Consider the following 17905-nt stretch of genomic DNA (forward strand, 5'->3'; position numbering starts at 1 on the left):
GAATCGTCATGTCCGGCCTTACCGATCACGACGCCGCGCTGCGAATCGCCTCGGGGCGCAAGCCCTTCGTCGAGCCCTTGAGGCTCGGCGAACGGCTCAAGGAGATTCGCCTGGCCAACCGGTGGACCCTCGAGGACGTCAGCCAGCGTACCGGGCTTGCGCGCTCGACGCTTTCCAAGATCGAGAACGATCAGATATCACCGACGTTTACCGCCGTACAGAAACTGATCGGCGGCCTGGAAATCGACCTGCCCCAGTTGCTGAGCCCGCCCAAGCCCCAGACACATACGCTGGGCCGACGTGACCTGACCCGCAAGGGCGACGGGCAGTTGCACCCCACGCCGACCTACGAGCATGAACTGCTCTCCTGCCAACTTGCCCAGAAACGCATGATTCCCTTCAAGACCATCGTGCGGGCACGGGACTTCGGCGAGTTCAACGAGTGGGTGCGGCATGACGGGGAAGAATTTCTGATCGTGCTCGACGGCAGCGTGCTGCTGTACACGGAATTCTACGAGCCGCTTCGGCTCGAACAGGGCGACAGCATCTATTTCGACAGCGACATGGGCCACGCCCTGGTCTCGGTGAGTGACGAGGACGCCACGGTGCTTTCGGTGTGCACGCCCAACGAGACTCCCTGATCGGCCAGGCCCGGGCCAGGAATAAAAAAAGCCCCGATGCCCTCTGAAGGCATCGGGGACTTTTCCATCGAGGTTACCGGTCAACGGCCAGGGTAGTGCTCTTCTCCGGACAGCTCGCGATTGATGGCGGTTTCGGCGTAATCCACGCCATAGCGAGCCCGGGACCAGAGATACATGGCCAGACCGATGATCATCCAGCCACCGAACACGACCCACTCCACCGGCAACAGCGCCGAGGGGCTGCCCGGCAGGTACAGCGTCACCATGCCCAGCGATAGCAACACCGCGGCGCTACCGACCAGCTTGCCCTGAGGGATGCTGAAGGGGCGCTCGAGCTCGGGTTCGCGATAGCGCAGCACGAGGAAGGAAAGCGCCACGAACAGGTAGGCGATGACGATGCCCAACCCACCGGCATCCACCAGCCAGACCATGGTGGGGCGGCCGAAGAAGGGGGCGATGCTGGACAGGATACCGATCATCAGGATGGCGTTCACCGGCGTCCTGTAGCGTGGATGCAACTTGCCCAGAAAAGCCGGCAGCATCCCCGCGTGGGCCAGGGCGTAGATCGCCCGGGACCCACCGATGTAGAAGGCATTCCAGCTGGTGATGATCCCGGCAATACCGGCCATCACCATCAGGTTGCCGGCCCAGGGCGCGCCGAACACGGCCTGCATCGCATCCGGCACCGCCAGGGAACTTGCCGACAGCGCCTCCGGGTCGAGCATCAGCCCCGTTCCCAGGATGATCAGCGCGTACCAGAAGACGGCGAGGATCACCGATATCATGAGCACCCTGCCGATTTCTCGAAAGGGCAGATCGATCTCCTCGGCGGCCTGGGGAATGACGTCGAAACCGACGAACATGAAGGGCACCATGATCAATACCGTCATGATGCCACCCACCACGCCGCTCTCGACATTGAACATCGGCTCCAGGGTATCCGTGCCGCCGGTGAACAGGGCCCCGGTGATGAACATCACGCCCACCGCCAGTATCAGCAAGGTCACCACCTTCTGTACCAGGGCCGCGGTACGGATTCCGATGTAGTTGATCCACATCATCACCAGCGAGCCGATCACGCCGACCGCCACCCAGCTGGCGGTCACGTCCCAGCCGGCGATGGTCCAGAGATAGCCTACCGTATAGCCCGGGAAAAGGTGCTCGACCACCGTGGGCAGTGCCACGGCCTCGAAAGAGACCACGCTGACGTAGCCCAGCACGATGGCCCAGGTACAGATGAACGATGCGAAATGACCTAGCGCACGATAACTGTAGACGTGCTCGCCCCCCACCAGGGGCATCGCCGAGGCCAGTTCGGCATAGGTGAGTCCTACCAGGACGATGGCAATGCCGCCGACCAGGAATGCCGTGATCGCCCCGACACTGCCGGCCGATTGTATCCAGCTGCCGGTCAGCACGATCCACCCCCAGCCGATCATGGCGCCGAAGGCCAGAGCCAGCACATCCTTGCTCGCCAGCACGCGTATCAGCTTGTTACCCGTGGTCGAATCCGTCATGATGCCTTGCCTCTAAGCTATTGAAATTATATTGACTTTCTGACTCGGGCATTGAATATATTCAACGCTTTCAGCAAAGTTAATTGACAAGCAGAATCGCGACAAGCCTTTTCTGGCCTTCTTCAACCAAAGTCAATCATGCTGGACAGCGTCACCCCGCCACAGCAGCTTGCCGCTTTCCTCGAGGGAGTAGCCACCCAGGGACTGGGCCAGGGCTAGCCCGGCCGCACTGTTCAAATAATCGAACAATTGCCGCAATAGGGAGCGGAAGTAGACATTGCGGGGCGTGACCAGGTCGAAGGCTTCTTCACTCACAGGAATGAATCCCAGCCCGAACTCGTTGGCCGCGGACAGGGTTCCCGGCCCGATGTCCGCCTCGTGGCGAGCGATCAACGAGGCCACCTCGCGTTCACTGTAGGCGATGGCGTGGCAATTGAGCTGATCGAGGCGCAACTGCTGTCCGGCCAGCCACTCCTTCAGAAAGCGCTGGGAACCGGCGCCCTCCTGGCGAACCACCCAGCGTCGGCTGGTACCCGACAATCCCTGGGGTTGCAGCGGCTGATGCCGATCCTCGCCGCGAATGATCAACCCTTGAGAACGCCGAAACAGGCGCACCATGGTCCAGTGACGATAGCCGCCGTGACCACGAATCAGCGCCGGATGGCGCAGCTCGCTCTCCTCGACACGCCCCCAATGAATGGCACAGACATCCGCTCGGCCCTGGGAGAGCAGCTCCAACCCGAGCTGGGTGCCCGTGACACTGTAGCCATAGAAGGCCTGGCCGCGGTGCTGCTGGTTGAGTCGCATGACCATCGCCGCCAGCAATGGATCATCGCTGCCGGTGATCATCAAGCGATCCGCCAGCACGCCATGGTGGCACGACTCGAGTATCCACTGCTCGACCAGCCGGCGCGGGAACAACCATTTGCCGGTGATCTTGGTCGCCGGCAGGGCGCCATCGCTGGCCAGCTGGTAGATCTTCTTCTCGTTGAGATGCAGAAGTTCCGCGACCTGGTGGACATTGAGAAACGGGTTTTCTGCCTCGCTCACTGGGCCTTCCCCCGACGTTCGGCACTTCGCGCATCGTCATCCCTGGCGCGCCGGTCCCCTGGCCTTCGGGGCGGCGGCATATCCAGGACCAGCCGGTCGGCACCATGGATGGCCTGAAAATGCTTGCCCTTGGCCCGGGCGATCAGCACTACCCCGAAGCGCTCCGCCAGCTCGACCCCCTTCTGGGTCACGCCGGAGCGGGAGACCAGTACGCTGATTCCCATCTGAGCCACCTTGAGCACCATCTCCGAGGTCAGGCGCCCGGTGGTATAGAAGATATCGGCGCCACTCGAGGCAGTCGTGTCCGCCTCGCCCGCCTTCAGCCATTGGCGACCCGCCAGGGTATCCACGGCATTGTGACGTCCCACGTCCTCGACGAAATCGAGCACCTGGTCCTGGCTGCAGAGGGCACAGCCGTGCACTGCACCGGCGCTTCGGTAGGTCTCGTTGTAGGCACCCAGGTTGTCGAGCAACCGGTAGAGCACCGACTGGGCAAGACGGGTTCTGGGCAGCGGGTTCAATGCCGTGACGTCCAGCAGGCGTCCGAATACGGTGCCCTGGCCGCAGCCGGTGGTGACAGTGCGTTGGGAAAGCCGTGCCTCCAGGTCCTCGGGCTGGTGGCGCGTGACGACTGCTGCGGCCTCGACGTCCCAATCGACCTGCACGGCCTGAATGTCCTCGAGGCGTTCTATCAACCCTTGATTGCGCAGATAGCCCACGACCAGCGCTTCGGGTTCGGCTCCCAAGGTCATCAAGGTGACGATCTCTCGCCGATTGAGGTAAACCGTCAGCGCCCGTTCGGCCGCGATGGCCTGAAGCCGCGTCTCTCCGAACTCATCGGTAACGGCGATTTCCAGAGTGGTCGGCAGACGAGCCTGACTCACGGTAATGGCGCTCATGAAACGATTCTCCTGACCAGGGCTATACAGCATCTCCGCTCCAGGTGACGACAAACCGCCAATGGACACCGGGCAGCGGCTTGATCACTATATCGGGTGTGGTCTCGTTCGGACCAGTCAGACTAGATCGCATGAAAGAAACTATCTTAACGGACAAGACCGCCGGTTTTCGTAGGCGATGGTGGCCAATTAAACCATCTATCGCTCGGTGAACCGAGCTCCTACAAAAGCCCAGATCTCGGGGGTGGTAGGAGCCCGATTTATCGGGCGATGGCGCTTCCCATCGCTCGCTGAAGCGAGCTCCTACAGGATTGCCGGGCTCTGGTCTACCTTGTTTAGCCACCGTCCTCAGGAGCGTTTTGTCATGACCAGCGCCAGTCTACGTACCTTAAGTCTGCGCCTCGAGGATGAGCAGCGCACGGTCAAGGGCTTCACCAGCACCCAGTGGCACGTCGCCATGCTCGAGCCCGGTGATAACGGGCCTCATGCGGTCGACCTGCAACTCTACATGACGGAGCGAGCCGCCTATCGTCATAACCTCAATGCCGAACGCCCCCGGCTTTTCGTGCGCTGCAGCGAACGGCAAGGCGCAGCCAGCCCGGAGGCTATCACTGCCAGCCAGGAAGTGGCGGCAGGCTGGATGGACGGTGACTGGCTGGTGCTCGACACGTCGATGCCCCTGGCCATCCAGGCATGGATCGAGGCCTATCTGGTACGCCATGGCGAGGCACCTGACGAGGGCCGCAAGAAGAAGCGCAAGGGGGCCGGCCGGGCTCGGGGGGATCAGGCATGAGCCGTTTCGAACGCTGGTCCCGGCGCAAACGGGGTCTGGATGCCGCTGACGACACGCGACCCGAAGAGGGTACTCTGGGCATGCTCGACGAGGGCTCGGAGGAAACCAGCGAGGACAACAGTGCACCGTCCGACGTTTCAGGCGCCTCGCCCGGTGAGCCAATCGAGGAAGGCAGTCTCGACGCCGAGCTCCCCGACCCCGAGACGCTCGAACCCGGCAGCGATCTCGCCGCCTTCCTGCAGGCGGGCGTCAGCCCCGAACTCAAGCGTCGTGCCCTGCGGCGCATGTTCATGGCGCAGGATTACAACGTGCGAGACGGCCTCGACGACTACGACCATGACTTCACCCAGATGCGCAAGCTCAGCAGCGAGACCAGCGCCCGGTTGAGGCGCTGGGTGCATGAACTCGTGGAGGATGACTCGGAGGACGCTGCCCTCGACGAGGCTGACGAGAGGATCATCTCATCGGCGGGCCCAGCCGAGAGCCGGGACGAGGAGATGAAAGAGGAAGCAGGGCAGGAGGCAACGACTGACCCAGGGCGACTCACGGACGGGTCAGTCTGACCCAGGATAGGTACCTTGGCGCCTGGTTCCCATCGTCTTTTTCTATTCTAGAGGAGTTTGATGCCTCTCTTTCAGGCCCTGGCCCTGCTAGGGAATCACTGCATAAATGCCTACACGAACGAATTGCTGCGTTGCGCGGTGCTCGAAAACTCGCCTAACCTCATGTTATGTCTCGTTTTCTGCGCTCCGTGCGCCTTGCACTTCATTTCGCTCGGCGCTTTATTCAGCAATCCCCTGGCTATTCATGTAGCGTTAAAGATTCCAGCGATGGTGCTGCTATTATTAAAAAATGTTTCCGCTGGCATCCCCAAGACCGTAACTCATGAGGTGACATGGCGAATCGCATTCCTGCCGCGACGCTTGACCCGTCCGGGGCTCAGGCCGTCAAGGACGCGGCCTATGCCCAGGTTTCATGGCCCATCAATCTCGCGCCGAGCAGCGTCAGCTATCACAGCCATGGCGATGTGCTCATCGTCGGCAATGAACTCGAGGCGCGCCGTGCCGCTCAGCGCCTTCGACTCGCGGGTACACTCGGCACGATCTCGCTGCTGATCAACACGCCAACCCCGCCAGATGCACAGCTGGATGATGCCGCCGAGATCTACCGCGCTACCGCACAGCTTCCCTGCCACCAGGCCCGACATGCCCGCGTGTCGGGCTATCTCGGGGCATTCCAGGTGGAAATCGACCCGGATGATGGCACGCCGGGGATCAACCTCGCCCGGGCCTGCATTCAACGCGACTGCTTCGATCTCTTGCTGGACCTGGGAAGCCCCGCGCTGCTCGACCTGCAACTCCCGCCGCCGGGCTACCATGCCGTCAGCACCGGCAGCGAGGCGTACGAGGAAGCCATCAAGGTCCTTCCCGAGAGCATTGGAGAGTTCGAGAAACCCAGGTACTTCCAGATCAATCATGACATCTGTGCGCATGCCGGCCGTGGCCAGAGCGGATGCACCCGGTGCCTCGAGGTGTGCCCCGCCGATGCCGTCAAGAGCGTCAAGCGACGCATCGAGTCCTGGATCGAAATCGACCCTCACCTCTGTCATGGCGCCGGCAGTTGCACCAGCGCCTGCCCCACCGGCGCCATCCAGTATCTGCTGCCCCAGCCCCAACGCCAGCTCGATTTCGTCGCTCGACTGCTCGGGGCCTATCGCCAGGCGGGTGGTGTCACGCCGGTCGTCAGATTCTGCGATCGGGCTTGGCTCGACCAGGAGTCGATGCTTGCCGCGCCGCACGTCCTCGATGTACCGCTGGAAGAGCTCGGTGCTGCGGGAATGGAGCACTGGCTGGCCGCCATCGCCGATGGCGCCGCGGAGGTACGCATCCAGCGTCATGCGGGGCTCCCTGCCACCCTGAGCGCCCTGATCGACGAGCAGCTCGGCCAGACGCGTGCGCTCCTCGTGGCACTGGGCCATGACCCCCGGCGCATCGTCGTGATCGGGGAATCCGATACCGAACGCGATGCGCCGGCACGATTCAATTGTCTGACGGCGCGGGGGGATGCCCGAGGGAACGACTTCTCCGCGCGCAAGCGCGATCGGCTCAATGCGGTCATCGACCACCTGGCGGATCAGGGCCGGCCCAGCGAGCGGCGCGAACCAGTACCCAGTGGCGCTCCCTTCGGGGGCATCGAGGTGAATGAAGCAGCCTGCACGCTGTGCATGGCCTGTGTCGCGGTGTGCCCGACACCGGCGCTGGCCGGGGGAGACGATCACTCGCCGCGACTGAGCTTTCGCGAGGCGGACTGCGTGCAATGCGGTCTGTGCGACAACGCCTGCCCCGAGGACGCCATCACCTTGATATCGGGTTTTCTCGCCGATCCCGAGCAGCGCAACGCGACACGAGTATGCAAGGAAGAGGACGCCTTCGCCTGTATCACCTGTGGAAAGCCCTTCGCCACCGCAAGCACCGTCGCAAGCATCAAGGCCAAGCTTGCCGATCACCCCTACTTTGCGGGAGAGGCCATGCGACGCCTCGAGATGTGCGAAGACTGCCGGGTCAAGGATGTCTGGCGTGACATGGCCCGCAACCCCGACGCCCAACTGAAGGTATGAGCATGACAGACGCCAGCGATACCTTCCCGGACGCGAGAGGCGACATGACCGAAGCGAGGGATGAAGCGCCGATGGAGCTCAGTGATCACGATGCCTTGCGTGCCGACATCTATCGTCTGCTGGCGAGGCTCTTGAGGGAAGCACCCGATCAGGATCTTCTCGGTTTTTTGGCCGAGCTCGACCTCGCCGAGGAAGAGAGCGACATGCAGGCCCATTGGGGCGCCCTCGCCCTCGCCGCGACGGCGGCACAACCGGAGGCACTGGAACGTGCGCATTTCCGTCATCTGGTCGGAGTCATCCAGGGCGAGCTGATGCCCTATGCTTCCTGGTATCTGACCGGTTCGCTGATGGAGATGCCGCTGGTGGAGTTGCGCCGCGACCTCAAGCGACTGGGTTACCAGCGCGCGCCGAACGTCAAGGAGCCGGAGGATCACATTGCGGCTCTGTTCGAGGTCATGGCCATGCTCATCGAAAACGCCCCCCGGGAACAGGCGCTCTTCTTCCAGCGTCACCTTGCGCCCTGGAGCGGCAGCTTCATGGCCGACCTGGCGCGGGTCGACACGCCCTTCTATGCCACCGTCGGCCACCTGGGCATGACCTTCTTGAAGCAGGAGTCGGCATGGCTCGTCGATCCCGACTCCCGGGTTTCACCACGGCAAGGCTCCTCGAGTGCCTGAACGCCGTGCATTACAAGCCGATATCAACCACGATGCGTTGAGGAAAACAACCATGAGCCATACACCCGACAACTCATCCGACAAGACTGCCGTTCAGGGACGCCGCCAATTCCTGCGGGCCCTGGGGCTGGGCACCGCCGCCGCGGGCGCCGCCGCCAGCCTCGGTCATGTCACCTTCGTCCAGGCCAAGGGGACGGACGAGCAGCCGAGTTCGAAAGCCGCCGGCCAGACCCTTTACCGCGAGACGGACCACGTCCGCGCCTTCTACGCCACCCTGCGCGACTGAGCGCTCACCGGCGAACGAGCTCAAAGAGGATTCGACTCATGCGACTGACAAAAAAATCCGCTCGGCCTGCCGGTCAGGGGTTGGGCATCACCCGCCGCCAATTCCTGCAGCGCAGTGGCGCCACGACCGGAGGGCTGGCCGCGGCCGGTTTCCTGGGCAACTCGATGATGCAACGCGCCGACGCCCAGGAAAAAACCCCGGTATCCGACGCGGCGATAGAAACCAAGCGCACCATCTGTTCCCACTGCTCGGTGGGCTGCGGCGTCTACGCCGAGGTGCAGGAAGGCGTCTGGACCGGCCAGGAACCCGCCTTCGACCACCCCATCAATCGTGGTGCCCACTGCGCCAAGGGCGCCTCGCTGCGCGAGCATGGCCACTCCTCCCGGCGTCTCAAGTACCCGATGAAGCTGGAAAACGGCGAGTGGAAGCGTCTCTCCTGGGAACAGGCCATCGAGGAGGTGGGCGACAAGGTGCTCGAGCTGCGCGAGAAGCACGGCCCCGACAGCGTCTACTGGCTGGGCTCGGCCAAGTTCAACAACGAACAGGCCTATCTGCTGCGCAAGTTCGCCGCCATGTTCGGCACCAACAACACCGATCATCAGGCGCGCATCTGCCACTCCACCACCGTGGCCGGGGTGGCCAACACCTGGGGTTACGGGGCGATGACCAATTCGCTCAACGACCTGCAGAACAGTCGCTCGATCCTGTTCATCGGTTCCAATCCCTGCGAGGCCCACCCCATCGCCATGCAGCATATCCTGCTGGCCAAGGAGCGCAGCAACGCCGAGATCATCGTGGTCGACCCCCGCTTCACCCGCACCGCCGCCAAGGCCACCAAGTACGTGCGCCTGCGCCCGGGCTCGGACGTCGCTTACGTCTGGGGCCTGCTGTGGCACATCTTCGAGAATGGCTGGGAAGACAAGACCTACATCGAGCAGCGGGTCTACGGCATGGACAAGGTACGCGATGAAGTCGCGGCCTTCACGCCGGACGTGGTCGAGTCGGTGACCGGCGTTCACGAGGCCGAGATGTACGACGTCGCCAAGCGCCTCGCAGACAACCGCCCGGGCTGCATCGTGTGGTGCATGGGCGGCACCCAGCACACCACCGGCAACAACAACACCCGCGCCTACTGCATTCTCGAGCTGGCCCTGGGCAACATCGGCAAGTCCGGGGGTGGCGCCAACATCTTCCGCGGCCACGACAACGTTCAGGGGGCCACCGACCTGGGCCTGATGTCCCACTCCCTGCCCGGCTATTACGGTCTTTCCGAAGGCGCCTGGCAGCACTGGGCCAAGGTCTGGGATGTCGATTACGAGTGGCTCAAGAGCCGTTTCGACCCGACCGAGTACGCCGATGGCCCCCCGATGTACAGCAACGGCATCACGGTATCGCGCTGGATCGACGGCGTGCTGGAGCAGGACGAGAACATCGCCCAGCGCACCAGCCTGAAGGGCATGTTCTACTGGGGCCATGCGGTCAACTCCCAGACTCGCGGCCCGGAAATGAAGAAGGCCATGAATCAGCTCGAACTGATGGTCATCGTCGATCCCTACCCCACCGTGGCCGCGGTCATGCACGATCGCAGCGATGGCGTCTACCTGCTGCCGGCCGCGACCCAGTTCGAGACCACCGGCAGCGTGACTGCCACCAACCGGGCACTGCAATGGCGCGATCGAGTGATCGAACCGCAGTTCGAGTCCCGGCCCGATCACGAGATCATGTATCTGCTGGCCAAGAAGCTGGGCTTCGCCGAAGAGCTCTTCAAGCATATCCAGGTCAACGGCAACGAGCCGCTGATCGAGGACATCACCCGAGAATTCAACCGGGGCATGTGGACGGTCGGCTATACCGGTCAGAGCCCGGAGCGCCTCAAGACGCACCAACAGAACTGGCATACCTTCAGCTTCAGAACCATGCAGGCCGAAGGCGGCCCGGCAGACAAGGATTACTACGGGCTGCCCTGGCCCTGCTGGGGAAATGCCGAGATGAATCACCCGGGGACACCCCTGCTCTACGACACTAGCAAGCCGGTCAAGGAAGGCGGCCTGACCTTCCGTGCCCGCTTCGGCGTCGAACGCGACGGAATAAGCCTGCTGGCGGACGGTGTCTATAGCGAGGGCTCGGACCTCAACGACGGCTACCCGGAATTCACCGCGGAGATGCTCAAGCAACTCGGCTGGTGGGAGGAACTGACCTCCGAGGAACAGGCGGCCGCCGAAGGCAAGAACTGGAAGACCGACCTCTCCGGCGGTATCCAGCGGGTCGCCATCGACCATGGTTGCGCCCCCTTCGGCAATGCCAAGGCTCGCTGCGAGGTATGGACCTTCCCGGACCCCATTCCCAAGCACCGCGAACCCCTGTACACGGCGCGTCGCGACCTGGTCGAGAAGTTTCCGACCTGGGACGATTTCGAGTCGTTCTACCGCCTGCCGACCCTCTACCGCTCGATTCAGGAGAACGATGTCAGCGACCGCTACCCGATCACCCTGACCTCGGGACGCCTGGTGGAGTATGAAGGCGGAGGCGAGGAAACCCGCTCCATGTCCTGGCTTGCCGAACTGCAGCAGGAAATGTTCGTCGAGATCAACCCGGCACTGGCCAACGACCTGGGCATCAGAAACGACGACATGGTCTGGCTGGAGGGCGCCGAGGGCGGTCGTGTCAAGATCAAGGCCATGGTCACGCCTCGGGTGGCACGCGACGTTGTCTTCATGCCGTTCCATTTCGGTGGCGTGTTCGAGGGAGAGAGCCTGGCGAGCCATTACCCGGAAGGCGCCCAGCCCTACGTGCTAGGCGAGGCGGCCAACACGGCGACGACCTATGGCTACGACAGCGTGACCCAGATGCAGGAAACCAAGGTCACCCTGTGCCGCATCGAGAAGGCCAGCGCCTAGCCTTCACAACGACACGACCCGACAGCGAGATCCGGGAGCGAGGCCGTTCCTCGCTCCCGATGAGGAGAAGACAATGGCGACAATGAAATTCATGTGCGATGCCGAACGCTGCATCGAATGCAATGGCTGCGTCACGGCCTGCAAGAACGCCAACGAAGTGCCCTGGGGCATCCAGCGCCGCCGCGTGGTCACCATCGACGATGGCGAACCCACCGAGGTCTCGATCTCGGTTGCCTGCATGCACTGCGACGATGCGCCCTGCATCGCCGTCTGCCCGACCGAGACCCTCTACCAGCGAGACGACGGCATCGTGCTGCACGACAAGGATTTGTGCATCGGTTGCGGCTACTGCCTCTACGCCTGCCCGTTCGGCGCTCCCCAGTTCCCCAAGCTGAACGCCTTCGGCGAGCGCGGCAAGATGGACAAGTGCACCTTCTGTGCCGGTGGTCCGGCGGAAACCAAGGAAGAGGAATACGAAAAGTACGGTGCCAATCGTATCGCCGAGGGCAAGCTGCCGCTCTGTGCCGAGATGTGCTCGACCAAGGCCCTGCTGGCCGGCGACGCCCAGGAGGTCGCCGACATCTTCCGCCAGCGGGTGGTGCAGCGTGGCCACGAGGACGGCGCCTGGTCAGGCAACCAGCGCCGTGAACGCAGCCGGCGCCAGGGCGCATCGGTCGACAACCTGGCCTACGATGCGACCCGTCAAGGGTGAGGAGGCGATCATGCACACGCTGACGGAATTCCCGCGACAGCTGTTGCGCCTGAGCATTATGCTGCTGTTCACCCTGGCCCTGGCTTCTGTCGCGCTGGCCGAGGAAGAGTCTGGTGCTCGCGGCGAGGGCTGGACGCCCCAGGGCGAGATGGCCACGTCGGTGGGGCCGGTCACCGCCGATACCTGGCGTCAGGTCCGGGACGGCCAGGATTTCATCGATACGCGAGCCGACTCCACCTACAACCTGATCAATCAGAGCGGCGAATACTGGCGCCAGTTTCGCGATCGCTGGATCTCGCCGGGCGGGCTGATTGCCATCGGCGGCGTGCTGGCGATCATCGTCGTCTTCTATCTGATCGTCGGCAAGAAGACCCTCGACAGCCCGCGCACCGGACGCACGATGCTGCGCTGGACCGCCGTCGAGCGAGCGATGCACTGGACCCTGGCAAGCCTGTTCATCATCCTCGCGCTAACCGGGCTCAACCTGCTGTATGGCAAGTTCGTGTTCCGTCCCCTGTTCGGGGATGGCTTCTGGGCCCCCATGATCTCGGGCACCAAGCTGCTGCACAACTACCTGGGGCCACTGTTCGGCATCATGCTGATCCTGGTGCTGGCCAAGTGGCTCAGCATCAATATTCCCAAGAAGCATGACCTGACCTGGTTCAAGCAAGGCGGCGGCATCATCGGCAATGCCCACCCCGATGCCGGCTTTGCCAACGCCGGCGAGAAAGGCTGGTACTGGCTGCTCGCCACTGTCGGTTTGCTGGTGGTGGCAAGCGGCCTGGTCCTCGACTTCCCCAACTTCAACCAGGGTCGCGACACCATGCAATGGGCCAACATGGTCCACGCCATCGGGTCGCTGGGACTGGTGGCGGTCGCCCTGGGGCATATCTACATCGGCACCTTGGGCACCGAGGGTGCCTTCGAGGCCATGAAGACCGGCTATGTCGACGAGACCTGGGCCAAGCAGCATCACAACCTCTGGTACGAGGAGGTCAAGCAGCAGGCCGATACCGCCCCCGAGGACGTTCCCGGCGACAAGGGCGTCGAGGACGGGACGGCGAAAGCCCACCGTCCCAATTGACCAGCTGCCCGGATTGAGTAGTCGCACTACCTCCTTCGACACCGCCTCTTTCGACAACCGGGGCGGTGTCTTTTGTTATGATATCCGCCTGATTACCAGCCATCCGGAGATCGAATCATGCAACACATCGACGATGCCACCCGCACCGAGATCGAGGCCGCCGCCTTTCGGCGCCTGCTCGAGCACCTGGACGCTCACAAGGAGGTGCAGAACATCGACCTGATGATCCTGGCCGACTTCTGTCGCAACTGCCTTTCCAAGTGGCTGGTGAACGCGGCGGAAGCCCAGGGGGCCGAACTCGATTACGCTAGCGCCCGGGAATACGTCTACGGCATGCCCTACGAAGAGTGGAAGGCGAAGTATCAGACACCCGCGACCCCGGAACAGCTCGCCGCCATGGAAGCGCGCCACAGCAACAAGGAAGAGGCATGAGCGACGATCGCGACGCCTTCGTGGCACTCAATATTGCGGTGCTGACGATCTCGGACACCCGCACCGAGGAAACCGACCGCTCGGGACAGGCGCTGGCCGCCGGGGTCACCGAGGCCGGCCACCGGCTGATCGACAAGCGCATCGTCGTGGACGATGTCTATCGCATTCGCGCCGTGGTCTCTGAATGGATCGCCGATGAACGCATCCAGGTGATCCTGACCACCGGCGGTACCGGTTTCACCGGGCGCGACTCCACGCCGGAAGCCGTGGGCGTGCTTCTCGACAAGACCATCGAGGGCTTCGGCGAGCTGTTTCGACACCTCTCCTGGCAGGAGATCGGCAGCTCCACGATTCAGAGCCGCTGCCTGGGTGGGCTGGCCAACGCCACCGTGGTGTTCTGCCTGCCCGGCTCCACCGGTGCCTGTCGCACCGCCTGGAACGGCATCCTCAAGGAACAGCTGGACAGCCGCCACCGGCCGTGCAACTTCGCCAATCTGGTCATTCCCGGCCGAGGGCAGCATGGGTAACGATCAACGGACCGAACTGCAAAGTGTCGAGGCCGCGCTCGAGGCCTTGCTCGATGGCGTGCTCCCGCTCGGGGCTGAACGTATTTCGGCAAGCGAGGCCGCAGGCCGGGTTCTGGCCGCGGAAGTACAGGCATTGCTCGACGTCCCCCCCGCCGACAACAGTGCCATGGACGGCTATGCGCTCCGCGCTGCGGAGGCCGGCCAGGTGCTGCCGATCTCTCAGCGCATCGCGGCCGGCGCCTCTCCACAGCCACTGGCACCCGGCAGTTGCGCACGCATCTTCACCGGAGGAGAGATCCCCCCCGGGGCCGATTGCGTCGTCATGCAGGAGAAGGTCGAGGAATGCGCTGAAGGGGTCCGGGTTCCCGGAGGCATCGAACCGGGCAACAACATACGTGCACGGGGCCGGGACGTGCGTGCCGGCATACGGTTGTTGCCCGCGGGAACGTGCCTGGAAGCTGCCGCGCTCGGGCACCTGGCGGGTCAAGGCATCACCGAGGTCGCGGTGCGGCGCAGGCCTCGTGTGGCCCTGCTTTCCACGGGCGACGAGATCATCGACCCTGGCCGCCCCCTGGGCCCGGGACAGATCTACAACACCAACCGGCCCATGCTCAAGCGCCTGCTGGAACGCTTCGGTGCCGAGGTGGTCATGGCCATCTCGGTGCCTGACGATTTCGAGGCGACCTGCGAAACGCTCCGCCAGGCAGCGGATCAGGCGGATGCGGTGGTCTCCACCGGCGGCGTCAGCGTCGGCGAGGAGGATCACGTCAAGCACGCTCTGGAACGGCTCGGGCGACTCGACCTGTGGCGCCTGGCCATGCGCCCCGGCAAGCCCCTGGCACTAGGGCGGCTCCCTCGCAGCACCCGGGACGGGCACGCGGGAGAAGCGCGCTTCGTCGGCCTCCCCGGGAATCCGGTCTCGGGCTTCGTGGGCGCCTGGATCTACCTGCGCCCCCTCATGGGCGCCCTGCTCGACTCTCCACGACTGGCCAGGCTGCCCGGCCTGCGCGCCCGCTCGACGTTCGCCACCAGCACCCAGGCGCGCCGTCATTACATGCGCGTCAAGCTGGAGTTCGGCGCCGAGGGTATCTCGGCCCACGCCTTCGACGACCAGAACTCCGCGGTGCTTTCCTCCTGTGTCGAGGCCGATGCCCTGGCGGTGATTCCCGTCCACAGCGAGATACGCCAAGGGGATATCATCGAATGCTTGTGGCTGGTGGAGAACTAGATTGGTTCATCGACGATGACCGATCATTCTCCTACCCATTCCCTGGTCAGGGTGCGCGCCTCCGGGTCGTAGCGGTAGACGGTGATGCCGCCGTCATATCGATGGCCGGTGACCAGCACCTGGGCCTTGGGTGCGGTAGCAATGCTCAGGCTGCGCAGGTAGGAGGCAGTGGAGGGATACGGGTCGTCGCCGAGGTCGAAATACTTCTGCGGCCAGGGGTTGCCGGCTTCGAAGAGGGCAACCCAGTGGGAGCGGTAACCGAAGCGCAGGAATTCCTGGCTGTCGTTAATGAAGGCCAGGGCGACGGTGATGTCAGTGGTCAAGTGGCGATTTCCCCAGCGATTAGGTTTATCCGCCATTGGCACGGGTATCAAGCCACTTTTATCCCATTTTCTCGGATCGCCTACGGGGAGACCAGTATTTCTTTTGTAAACACCCAACACCCCCGCAGCTAAGTCATAATTCATCTCGGGGCTTTTTGTATTCCAATATAGTGCGATAGCATTCTCATCCCCGCTGACGACCCATTGACCATCGGGACTGATGGCGGCATCGACCTTGACGTTATTGCCTGCGAGCTTGGCGATCGGCTTCAATGTATTGACATCCCAAAGCACCACGCCAGCGTAGTTCGATGAAAAACGAAGCTTATCCAGCTTCCTAACAGGGGGGTGTTCGCTGTCGATTGGACGTCTATCTACTTCGCCGAAGCCGGTTCCAGCGGAAACCAGATAACCATTTTCGGCCAGCCTGAGTTTCAGCATCTTGCCGCTACCGACGACACTAGGACTGTGACTATCGCGCATGACCGGAGTCAGTGATTCATCATGTCCATGGTAGATATCCCAGGTTTTAGTGGAAGCAAGGTAATGCTTGAGCGAATCGTCCATGACATGGCCATAGGTCGGGAAATGCGTGAATTGCTGGATTACCTCGCCGTCGATCGTCTGTACCCTCACCTGGTCATTCAGGTCTTGCCATAGAAAGGCGTCACGGTCGTTAATGAAATAGGCACTGTAGATATTGGCATTGGTCGAGAGAATTTCGCGTTGCTGCCGCTCGATATCCCAAAGCACCAGATGCTTGGAGAGATGGGTGCTGATGGCATAGCGGCCATCGCTGGACACTCCCAGTGCCATGACAGGCCCCAGCGTTCCACTGGGCTGCTTGCTGCCAAGGGCACAACCCGTCAAAAGCATGACAACGAGCAGAGCGAAAACGCTTTTCAGGACATGCGGCTCGAGCTGCCCCCCGCGACTCCTAATATTGGCCAAAGCGGGATTTCTCCTTGATACGGTTGATGATGCCTTCCTGATAGCTCTTCACGAAGATTTCCTCGGTGGGATATTTCATCGCCGAATGTTCGAACAGCCAGGTCGTCTGGTTGACGAAGTCGAATTGATTGGTTCTGAACTTATCCCGGAAGAAGTCCTCATTCTGTACTTCGACAAACCCCACCAACCCCAGCGCCGGGCGCACCTCGACATCCCTTGGCTGCCAGCCGTCACGCTGGCCGAGTTGGCGCAACTGTCGGGCGAAGATCAACGCCAGGCGTTCACTGATGATGCCCCGATGGGCCAGGGGCTTGAGCAGGTCGTACTCGGGCAGGGGCGTCTCTGAATCCAGCGGCCCCGGCGGGAGTGCCGCCATGACCCGCCGGGCTTCGTCGACGATGGCCCTTGTCAGCGCCTCCCAGGCGCGATCGATGCGATAGCGAACGCTGGCGTCGTCTGCGGAGCGTTGCTGAAGGTGGATCAGGCAGGCGGCCTCCCACTGCCCCGGGGCCAGCGCCCGGCCGCGTTCGAAGTAGTAATCGCGGAAATAGCCCAGGCCACCGGCGATCTCGGGAGGAAAGGTCCACCATTTCTTGCTATAGGCGCCGCCCAGCTTGCCGGTGCGGTCGTCGCTGGAAGCCTCGATGAAGGTACCCGCGCGCTGGAACCAGTCGCGGGGGTCGTACCATTCACCCGGGGTTTCGCGGTCCGAGGGGCCAAGAATGCCGTCCTCATGAGAATGCAGCACCACGATATTGCGCACGGCGCGATGGGCGCCGGGAAAGGTGCCCATGCCCAACGGGTGCACCTCCCGCCCCGGACGATTCGGGTCGGGGGGAACCAGTTCGTTGCGGGGCGGGGTGTCGGTGAACGGGGTGTCCGGGGAGAGCGCGTTGTCGGCCACCGCGGGTTGCCACAGGAACAGCTGGTCGAGGCGCCGCGGAGCACCCCGTTCGCCGAGCAGGTTGAGGGCGGTCAACGCCACCCGGGCGCCCAGGGAATGGCCGATCACGTTGACCCGAATGTCCGCCTCGAGCAGTTGCAAGAGCACGTTGACCAGTCGGCGCCCGCTCTGTGAATCATTTTCCCACCCACTCCTTGGTGAGCGTGCGCGCCTCCGGATCGTAGCGGTAGACGGTGATGCCGCCGTCATGCCGATGGCCGGTGACCAGCACCTTGGCCTTCGGCGCGGTGGCGATGCTCAGGCTGCGCAGGTAGGAAGCGGTGGAGGGATACGGGTCGTCGCCGAGGTCGAAATACTTCTGCGGCCA

At 63.0% G+C, this 17905-nt stretch carries 17 protein-coding genes and 1 pseudogene; 12 read left to right on the forward strand and 6 right to left on the reverse strand.

All coding sequences use genetic code 11. The features are described 5' to 3' along the window. Positions 1-8: 8 nt before the first annotated feature. Complete coding sequence (locus BUA41_RS07400) at positions 9-641, forward strand: helix-turn-helix domain-containing protein (protein WP_072821293.1); 633 nt, start codon at positions 9-11, stop codon at positions 639-641. A gap of 80 nt (positions 642-721) precedes the next feature. Here BUA41_RS07400 and BUA41_RS07405 read toward each other — a convergent pair whose 3' ends face one another. The 3 genes from BUA41_RS07405 to BUA41_RS07415 all read right to left on the reverse strand — a co-directional run bounded on the left by BUA41_RS07405 (position 722) and on the right by BUA41_RS07415 (position 4107). Further along, positions 722-2158 carry an APC family permease gene (locus BUA41_RS07405; protein WP_072821295.1) on the reverse strand — a complete coding sequence of 479 codons (1437 nt, stop codon included), beginning with the start codon at positions 2156-2158 and terminating at the stop codon, positions 722-724. A gap of 132 nt (positions 2159-2290) precedes the next feature. Continuing rightward, entirely contained in the window at positions 2291-3208 is a 918-nt protein-coding gene (locus BUA41_RS07410; RefSeq protein WP_072821297.1) for a substrate-binding domain-containing protein, read from the reverse strand. Further along, positions 3205-4107, reverse strand: coding sequence for a formate dehydrogenase accessory sulfurtransferase FdhD (locus BUA41_RS07415; RefSeq protein WP_072821299.1), 903 nt, complete (start codon positions 4105-4107; stop codon positions 3205-3207). The genes BUA41_RS07410 and BUA41_RS07415 overlap by 4 nt, the downstream gene beginning before the upstream one ends. Before the next feature lie 364 nt (positions 4108-4471). Between BUA41_RS07415 and BUA41_RS07420 the strand changes: the two genes are divergently transcribed. The 11 genes from BUA41_RS07420 (at position 4472) to BUA41_RS07470 (ending at position 15360) form a co-directional block, all read left to right on the forward strand. Then, on the forward strand, positions 4472-4900 hold the full coding sequence (locus BUA41_RS07420) for a DUF3305 domain-containing protein (RefSeq protein WP_072821301.1): 429 nt from the start codon (positions 4472-4474) through the stop codon (positions 4898-4900). Then, complete coding sequence (locus tag BUA41_RS07425; RefSeq protein WP_072821303.1) at positions 4897-5463, forward strand: DUF3306 domain-containing protein; 567 nt, start codon at positions 4897-4899, stop codon at positions 5461-5463. The genes BUA41_RS07420 and BUA41_RS07425 overlap by 4 nt, the downstream gene beginning before the upstream one ends. Positions 5464-5795: 332 nt before the next feature. Next, a complete protein-coding gene (locus BUA41_RS07430; protein WP_072821305.1) occupies positions 5796-7517 on the forward strand; it encodes a 4Fe-4S binding protein in 1722 nt (573 codons plus the stop codon). Positions 7518-7519: 2 nt separating this feature from the next. Further along, positions 7520-8194 carry a TorD/DmsD family molecular chaperone gene (locus tag BUA41_RS07435; protein WP_245791873.1) on the forward strand — a complete coding sequence of 225 codons (675 nt, stop codon included), beginning with the start codon at positions 7520-7522 and terminating at the stop codon, positions 8192-8194. 52 nt (positions 8195-8246) lie between these two features. Then, positions 8247-8480, forward strand: a complete 234-nt coding sequence (locus tag BUA41_RS07440) for a twin-arginine translocation signal domain-containing protein (protein WP_072821307.1) — start codon at positions 8247-8249, stop codon at positions 8478-8480. 38 nt (positions 8481-8518) lie between these two features. Further along, positions 8519-11377 (forward strand): formate dehydrogenase subunit alpha, encoded by a 2859-nt coding sequence (locus tag BUA41_RS07445; RefSeq protein WP_072821309.1) that lies wholly within the window; start codon positions 8519-8521, stop codon positions 11375-11377. 73 nt (positions 11378-11450) lie between these two features. Beyond that, complete coding sequence (fdh3B, locus tag BUA41_RS07450; RefSeq protein WP_072821311.1) at positions 11451-12089, forward strand: formate dehydrogenase FDH3 subunit beta; 639 nt, start codon at positions 11451-11453, stop codon at positions 12087-12089. Positions 12090-12099: 10 nt separating this feature from the next. Further along, complete coding sequence (locus tag BUA41_RS07455; RefSeq protein WP_072821313.1) at positions 12100-13173, forward strand: formate dehydrogenase subunit gamma; 1074 nt, start codon at positions 12100-12102, stop codon at positions 13171-13173. A gap of 117 nt (positions 13174-13290) precedes the next feature. Beyond that, positions 13291-13605, forward strand: coding sequence for a DUF1244 domain-containing protein (locus BUA41_RS07460; RefSeq protein ID WP_072821315.1), 315 nt, complete (start codon positions 13291-13293; stop codon positions 13603-13605). Further along, on the forward strand, positions 13602-14132 hold the full coding sequence (gene moaB / locus BUA41_RS07465; protein ID WP_072821317.1) for a molybdenum cofactor biosynthesis protein B: 531 nt from the start codon (positions 13602-13604) through the stop codon (positions 14130-14132). The genes BUA41_RS07460 and moaB overlap by 4 nt, the downstream gene beginning before the upstream one ends. After that, the gene (locus BUA41_RS07470) at positions 14125-15360 is read left to right on the forward strand and encodes a molybdopterin molybdotransferase MoeA (RefSeq protein ID WP_072821319.1); all 1236 of its coding nucleotides are present in this window, start codon (positions 14125-14127) and stop codon (positions 15358-15360) included. Before moaB ends, BUA41_RS07470 begins: the two co-directional genes overlap by 8 nt. Before the next feature lie 23 nt (positions 15361-15383). On the opposite strand, the gene BUA41_RS07475 is transcribed toward BUA41_RS07470, so the two are convergent. From BUA41_RS07475 to BUA41_RS07485, 3 genes and pseudogenes are all read right to left on the reverse strand, one after another. After that, positions 15384-16499: a WD40 repeat domain-containing protein gene (locus BUA41_RS07475; RefSeq protein ID WP_245791874.1), complete on the reverse strand. Its 1116-nt coding sequence runs from the start codon at positions 16497-16499 to the stop codon at positions 15384-15386. Positions 16500-16620: 121 nt separating this feature from the next. Continuing rightward, complete coding sequence (locus tag BUA41_RS07480; RefSeq protein WP_139249077.1) at positions 16621-17685, reverse strand: hypothetical protein; 1065 nt, start codon at positions 17683-17685, stop codon at positions 16621-16623. Positions 17686-17713: 28 nt separating this feature from the next. Beyond that, positions 17714-17905, reverse strand: a pseudogene (locus tag BUA41_RS07485) (WD40 repeat domain-containing protein); the annotation flags it as partial.

Origin of the sequence: Modicisalibacter ilicicola DSM 19980, from assembly GCF_900128925.1 — a bacterium.
In the GTDB taxonomy this organism is placed as follows: Bacteria; Pseudomonadota; Gammaproteobacteria; order Pseudomonadales; family Halomonadaceae; genus Modicisalibacter; species Modicisalibacter ilicicola.